This is a genomic window from Nocardia sp. NPDC004722 (assembly GCF_053601505.1).
This window is the reverse complement of sequence record NZ_JBSGBY010000479.1, coordinates 1-6,675: the sequence shown is the minus strand read 5'-3', so window position 1 is coordinate 6,675 and position 6,675 is coordinate 1. Positions and strand designations below refer to the sequence as shown.

Annotated in this window: 6 protein-coding genes; all 6 read left to right on the top strand. The window is 66.5% G+C overall.

Annotated elements, in window-relative coordinates; genetic code table 11:
• The first annotated feature begins 190 nt into the window (after positions 1–190).
• Positions 191–1,114, top strand: a complete 924-nt coding sequence (locus ACWELQ_RS33865) for a 1-phosphofructokinase family hexose kinase (protein ID WP_452401105.1) — start codon at positions 191–193, stop codon at positions 1,112–1,114.
• A 1-nt stretch (position 1,115) separates the two neighbouring features.
• Positions 1,116–1,994 carry a class II fructose-bisphosphate aldolase gene (locus ACWELQ_RS33860; RefSeq protein WP_452401104.1) on the top strand — a complete coding sequence of 293 codons (879 nt, stop codon included), beginning with the start codon at positions 1,116–1,118 and terminating at the stop codon, positions 1,992–1,994.
• 116 nt (positions 1,995–2,110) lie between these two features.
• Complete coding sequence (locus ACWELQ_RS33855; RefSeq protein ID WP_452401103.1) at positions 2,111–2,869, top strand: DeoR/GlpR family DNA-binding transcription regulator; 759 nt, start codon at positions 2,111–2,113, stop codon at positions 2,867–2,869.
• A 534-nt stretch (positions 2,870–3,403) separates the two neighbouring features.
• The gene (locus tag ACWELQ_RS33850; RefSeq protein WP_452401102.1) at positions 3,404–4,366 is read left to right on the top strand and encodes an alpha/beta hydrolase; all 963 of its coding nucleotides are present in this window, start codon (positions 3,404–3,406) and stop codon (positions 4,364–4,366) included.
• A gap of 429 nt (positions 4,367–4,795) precedes the next feature.
• Positions 4,796–5,791 (top strand): ROK family protein, encoded by a 996-nt coding sequence (locus ACWELQ_RS33845; RefSeq protein ID WP_452401106.1) that lies wholly within the window; start codon positions 4,796–4,798, stop codon positions 5,789–5,791.
• Between the two features lie 43 nt (positions 5,792–5,834).
• Positions 5,835–6,675, top strand: an 841-nt coding sequence (locus ACWELQ_RS33840) for an SIS domain-containing protein (protein WP_452401101.1), incomplete at its 3' end; no start/stop codon positions are given.

Below are 6,675 nucleotides of genomic sequence, written 5' to 3'. Positions count from 1 at the left end.
CTGGACCCATTGGCGGATTTGGTTCGGGCGCAACGCGTCGCGGTGGAGATTGCGGAGGCGCGCGGCATGGATCCCGATCGGCCGCGCAATCTGACCCGCTCGATCGTGCTGCCTCAGTCGTGATCGCATTCGATGACCGCGCCGGGTTGACTGGGTCCGCCACTCGGGTCCGGCGCGGGAAGGCCGTTCGGTGATCCTGACCGTGACACCGAATCCGGCGCTCGACGTCACCTATCGAGTTGACCGCTTCCGTCCGGCCGGTAGTAATCGCGTGCTCGGGAAGGCCGAGAGGGCCGGGGGAAAGGGCATCAATGTCGCACGGGTGCTGCATGCGCTCGAATACCGCGCGGTCGTCACCGGTTTCGTCGGCGGACCGACCGGCGAGACATTGCGGCTCGACCTCGGCACAGCCGGGTTGTCCGACCATCTGCTGCCGATCGAGGGTGACTGCCGCCGCACCGTCGCGGTGGTGGATGAAACCCACGGTGACACAACGATGCTGCTCGAACCGGGTCCGATGATCGCGCCGGTGGATTGGGACAGGCTGGTGAGTCACGTGGACGGGCTGTTGGCCGAAGCGACCGGGGCAGTCTTCTCCGGAAGCCTGCCTCCGGGCGCGCCCGGCGATGCCTACGCGCAACTTGTTCATCTGGCCCACGCACACCGGGTACCCGCGGTGGTGGACGCTGACGGTGCCGCGCTGATAGCCGCACTGCCCGCCGGGCCGGATCTGATCAAGCCGAATGTCGACGAGCTCACCGCCGCGACCGGTCTGGCCGACCCGATCGCCGCGGCCCGGACGCTGCTCGACGCGGGTGCCGGAGCAGTGGTCGCCTCGCTCGGACCCGACGGACTGATCGCCATGACGCCGCAGGGCGGATGGCACGCGCACCCGCCAGAACGATTGTCCGGCAATGCGACCGGTGCCGGCGATGCCGCTGTCGCCGCCCTCACCCTCGGCCTTGTCGCCGCGTCGCCGTGGTGCGAGCGAATGGTCGAGGCCGTAGCCCTCTCCGGCGCCGCCGTGGCGGCGCCACTAGCGGGTGAATTCGATCCCGATGTCTACCAGCGTCTTCGAGACCGGGTGGACGTGCACGCCCTCAGGAGCTCTTGAAATGCCTTTGGTTGGAACCGGTTCCATCGTCACCCCCGCAATGCAGGCCGAGCGGGGTGTCGGTGCCTTCAACGTGATTCAGCTCGAACATGCCCAAGCCATCGTTGCCGGTGCCGAAGCGGCCGGCGCACCGGTCGTCCTGCAATTGAGCGAGAACGCGGTCCGCTACCACGGAGCGTTGGCCCCCATAGCAGCGGCGATGCTGTCTGCCGCGGTCGCGGCGCAGGTACCGGTGGCGGTTCACCTCGACCACGCCACGTCCGCGGACCTCGTCGCGGAGGCCGTCGACCTCGGCTTCTCCTCGGTCATGTTCGACGCCTCCGTGCTCGATTATCAGGAGAACGTGCGCGCCACCGCCGATGTCGTGGACTTCTGTCATGCGGAAGGGGTGTGGGTGGAGGCCGAACTCGGTGAGGTCGGCGGCAAGGACGGTGTGCACGCCCCGGGTGCGAGGACCGATCCGGACGAAGCGGCTGCCTTTGTCGCGGCCACGGGTGTCGATGCCCTCGCGGTGGCGGTCGGTACCTCCCATGCCATGCTCACCCGTGACGCCAATCTCGACTTCCAGTTGATTGCCGAATTGCGTGAGCACGTACCGGTTCCGCTGGTGCTGCACGGCTCGTCCGGTGTCGCCGACGGGCACCTGACCCGCGCGGTCGAATCCGGAATGACGAAGGTCAACATCGCCACCCACCTCAACCAGGTGTTCACCGGGGCAGTCCGGCGGACACTCGGAGCCGACCCGAGGCTGGTCGATCCGCGCCGCTACTTGGGTACGGCGCGGTCGGAGGTTGCCGCCGAAGTAACCCGCCTGCTGGGTGTGCTGCGGGCCGGATCGAAACCGGAGGCGGCCAGAAATAGCGGCCTCCGGTACTCGTGAGTGAACTATGGGGGTTTCAATCATGTTCGTGCATCGCTGTCCGCTCGCCTCGCCACCAGGAACCCACGGTATTCGCGGTTTCGGGAGTTGGTTGAGGTTCGGTTTACACTCCGATCATGCTCAAAGCTGATCGCTCTGCGCGGATTCTCGCCCATATCGCCGAGGTTGGCAGTGCGGATGTGCACGACCTCGTCGAGCTGCTGGGAGTCTCCGGCGCGACAATCCGGCGTGACCTGCAGGAGCTGAACGACCAAGGACTCCTGCATCGCACCCGCGGCGGTGCCACGGTGGGGGCGGTCAGCCTCGAATTGCCGCTGCGGCATCGCGGCGAACGGCAATTGGTCGAAAAACGACGCATCGCGTATGCGGCCGCCGAGCTTGTTCCCGACGGGGCCGTGGTCGGGCTGAACGGAGGCACGACGACCACCGAACTCGCTCGTGCGCTCGCCGGGCGTACCGATCTCACGGTGGTCACCAACGCGGTCAATATTGCCGCCGAGCTGATTGTCAGACCGGAGATCCGCCTGGTGGTGATCGGCGGGATCGCTCGCTCGGCCAGCTATGAGCTGGTCGGCCCCGCCGCGGACCGCATGCTCGAGCAGTACAATCTCGACATCGCGTTCGTCGGTGTCGATGGTTTGACCGCGCAGGGCGGGTGCACCACCTACGACGAGATGGAGGCGCAGACCGACCGTGCCTTCTTACGCAGCGCCGCACGCAATGTCGTGCTCGCTGACAGCACCAAGATCGGCCGGATCACCTTCGCCAATATCTGTCCGCTCTCGGAAGTTCAGGATCTGGTGACCGACAACGGAATCGAGCCTGACGCGGAGAGCGCAATCGCCGCCGCGGGCGTCCGGGTCATCCGCGCTTGACAGCGTGAACGTGAGCCGCCGATCCCATCCCGTCGCCTCTAGGGAGCGAGCCCGGCGCGGAGGGCTTCGCAACCAGCGCGCGACGGGACAAAGGTAGCGGATCCCCGGGATCGGCGGCCTCACAACGTGATTCGGCGACCTTGGGAAGCTGTCCCCGGACCACGTGAATAACGGTAGCCGGGAAAATGCTGTGGCCGCACCGTCTAAGCGGCTGGTCTCGACCGTCGAATGGATGGATCCGGTAGCCGGAAATTTGGTGAGAAGTCGGACGGGCGGGTCTTCCGCGCCCCCGATCATCGATTGCACCAGCTGAACGGATGGATATTCCGGACATCCGACGGTTCGGTACGCGTACCCGGAGCCGTAATGTTGGCCACCTGTAGTCTCCGGTCCATCCCGCGTCGATGGTGCTGAGTCACGTTCTAATACGAGGAATCAAAGGTGTTTTGCCGGTCAATTGCGCGCGCTGTGACGATAGGGCTGCTACTGACGGGAAGTCTCGTGCAACCAGGGCTCGCGGGCATCTCCCTGGCGATGGCGCAACCGGATGGGTTCGGAGAATCGCGTGGTGCGCTCGCCGCGCCCGACGGATCGAGGATCGTGGAAACCCGCGTCGTGGATGAACGGCACCTCATCCTCACTGTCTACTCCGCGGCGATGAATGCCGAATTCCCGGTGGAAGTGCAGCGCCCGTCGGACTCGTCGGTGCCTCGGCCCGTGCTGTACCTGCTCAATGGGGGTAGCGGCGGGAAGGGGGTTGGGACCTGGAGTCGTAGTACCCACGCGGCCGATTTCCTGGCCGACAAGCCCGTCAATGTCGTACAGCCCGTCGGTGGCGCCGCGTCCTACTACGCCGACTGGCGAAATCCTGACCCGCGCCTCGGAGTCATGAAGTGGACAACCTATCTGACCGCCGAGCTGCCGCCGCTCATCGACGCGGCCCTCGGTGCGAACGGGTTGAATGCGCTTGTGGGCGTGTCGATGTCTGGCACAACGGTGCTTCAATTGCCGATCGCGAAGCCTGGTCTGTACCGGGCGGTGGCCGCATACAGTGGTTGCGCGCGCATCGCTGATCCGGTCGGCCAGGCGTTCCTGCGACTGACGGTCGCCTACTCCGGCGGCGACGCGGCGAACATGTTCGGACCACCCGATGATCCGATGTGGGCAGCCAACGACCCTTTCGTGAATGCCGACCGCCTGCGCGGGGTCGCTTTGTATCTCTCCAGTGGCAATGGGCTTCCCGGCCCGTATGACGCGCTCGGCGACCGTCATCTGGTCGGTGGTGGCGGCGGCGCGGATTTGGCGAATCAGCTTCTCGTCGGCGGCATCCTGGAGGCGGCCGTCGACCGTTGCACACGGACGATGGCGGACCGTCTGGCCGAGCTGGGTGTGCCCGCGACAGTCGAGCTGCACCCGTACGGTACGCATTCGTGGGGATACTGGGAGGACGAACTCGTCGCCTCCTGGCCACTACTCGCGCAGGGAATCGGTCTCTAGCTGCGGGACTCCCTGTTAGACGGTCGGATTGGCGCGTGGCGCCGGTAGTCGCCTGCCGAATCGAGCGTGATTCCGCCTGCGCGCAATGCCGCTGCGCTGACCAGGAATCTCGCGCCTACGCGGGCAGACGCCGCAGCCTGGTCGGCGGTGAGGGTGGTCCCGGTGCCGACGACCACGTCGGGGACCTCGTGAAACCGGTGATCGGCTGTAAATGTCAGCCGAGTAGCGGAATTTGTTGCACGCCGGGCGGGTGAAGGGGGCTGCGGGCCGAGACGCTCTTGACGAATCTAGTAAAGGAATTTAACTTTACTGCCATAGTCGGCTGTCCGGTCGGATGGCAACCCGTGCCGACTCGCAGTTCCACGCGGAGGTCCGCTGATGTGATCTGGATAGCATTCTGTCCCAAGGAGATTCGTGAGTAGTACTTCGATGCCGTCAGGCGTCAACTTGGCTCCGGCGCACGATACGACGCCTGCGGCGCACCCGCTGTCCGACGATGGCGGAGACTTCGCCGTCATCGGAATTGATTTCGGCGGGACGAAGACCGAGATCGCGCTCAGCCGCGCGGACGGTGAGGTAATCGAACGTGTCAGGCTCGAGACCCGGGCCGATGCCGGTCCGGATCAGATCCTGACTCGCGCCGGGGAGGTCGTCCGGCAACTCGAGGAGGCCGAGGGGCGGAACGGGCGGACCGTGGCCGGACTCGGGGCGGTCTGTCCGGGAATCATCCGGCACGACCGGATTCAGCTGACGCCGAATCTTCCTGGCTGGGAGGGGCTTTCGCTCGCCGCTCGGCTGTCCTACGAGTTCGGAGCCCCGGTGGTCGCGGTGGCGAATGACGTCAGGGCCGCGGCCATGGCCGAGCTCAGGTTCGGTGCGCTGCGCGGCGTCGAGACCGGAATCTATGTCAACCTCGGCACCGGGCTGTCGGCCGCGCTGGTGGCCGATGGGAAGGTTGTCGCCGGTGCGAATCAGGCTGCCGGAGAGATCGGCTACATGAATCCCGGAACCGCCCCAATCGATGCTGTGGCCAAGGGCGCTGCTCCGCTGGAGGAGCTGATCGGTGGGGCCGGTCTCACCCGCCGCGCCTCCGAGCTGCTCGGTGGCCCGGTCACGGGCTCCGAGTTGTTCGCTCGATCCGATGCCGCCGCGCGTGCACTGGTCGCAGATGCTCTGCGGACGGTGGCGATCACGCTGGGGAACCTGGCGGCCTTCGTCGATCCGGACAGAATCGTGTTGGGCGGCGGCATGGCCCGCGCCCTCCATGCCCGGCTGCCGGAGCTCACGGAGATGGTTTGTGCTGCAACGCCTTTCCCTCTCGAAATTCACGCAGCTCACTTTCATGGGGATGCCTCGGTGCGCGGTGCGGTCGCGTTGGCCATCGACGCGGTGCGCGATGAGGCTGTCCCTCAGGCTGTCCACTAGCCAATTACGGAGGCTCATGATGATTACACGACTCGGTCGACAGATGGAATCGGAGATGGCGCACCAGCCGGCGGTGCTGGCGGCGCTGGCCGGTCAGTTCTCCGCGATCGGCGCCCGCGCCGCGGAACTGTTCTCTGACGGGCCTCCCGCGGGGATCGCCTTCCTCGCCCGTGGTTCCTCCGACCATGCCGCGCTGCTGGGGAGGTACGCGATGGAGGTGTACACCGGTCTACCGACCTGTCTGGTAGCCCCGAGTGTCGCAACGGCTTACGGGCGTGACCCGAAGGGATTGCGCGGCTGGATGTTGATCGCGCTGTCGCAGTCGGGTCGCACTCCCGAGATCATCGAACTTGCCCGCCGATACAGCGTTGCCGGGGCGCGTGTGGTCGCGGTGACCAATGATCCCGACGCGCCACTGGCCGCGGCGGCACCGTGGTCGGTCGCGCTCGAGGCGGGAGCTGAGGATGCGGTGCCCGCCACGAAAACCGTTACGGCACAAATGCTCGTCATGCTCGCGATCGCCTCCGGGCTGGGGCAGGGCGGGATGACCGAACGCGATGCCGCCCAGCTGCCGGTGATCGTCGGAGATATAATCGCCGACACCGAGCCGGTCGAAGCGGCAGTCGAAACGCTCGCCCCCCACGACCGGTTGGCGCTGGTCGGTCGCGGCGAGTGCTACCCGGCGGCACTGGAGACGGCTCTCAAGCTGCAAGAGACCACCGGAATCGTCGCTCCCGGCTTCTCTACCGCCGACTTCCGGCACGGCCCGATCGCGATCACCGGCCCGGACACTCCTGCCATCCTGCTGGCCGGGTCGGGACCCGCCGACTCCGACACACTCGCCCTGCGCACGCAGCTCGCGGAGCGTGGTGCGCCGACCACGC

Bases quoted from the DNA above. Each gene is read 5' to 3' on its own strand.
- ACWELQ_RS33860 (WP_452401104.1), top strand. From the start codon at position 1,116: ATGCCTTTGGTTGGAACCGGTTCCATCGTCACCCCCGCAATGCAGGCC.
- ACWELQ_RS33855 (WP_452401103.1), top strand. From the start codon at position 2,111: ATGCTCAAAGCTGATCGCTCTGCGCGGATTCTCGCCCATATCGCCGAG.
- ACWELQ_RS33850 (WP_452401102.1), top strand. From the start codon at position 3,404: ATGGCGCAACCGGATGGGTTCGGAGAATCGCGTGGTGCGCTCGCCGCG.
- ACWELQ_RS33845 (WP_452401106.1), top strand. From the start codon at position 4,796: ATGCCGTCAGGCGTCAACTTGGCTCCGGCGCACGATACGACGCCTGCG.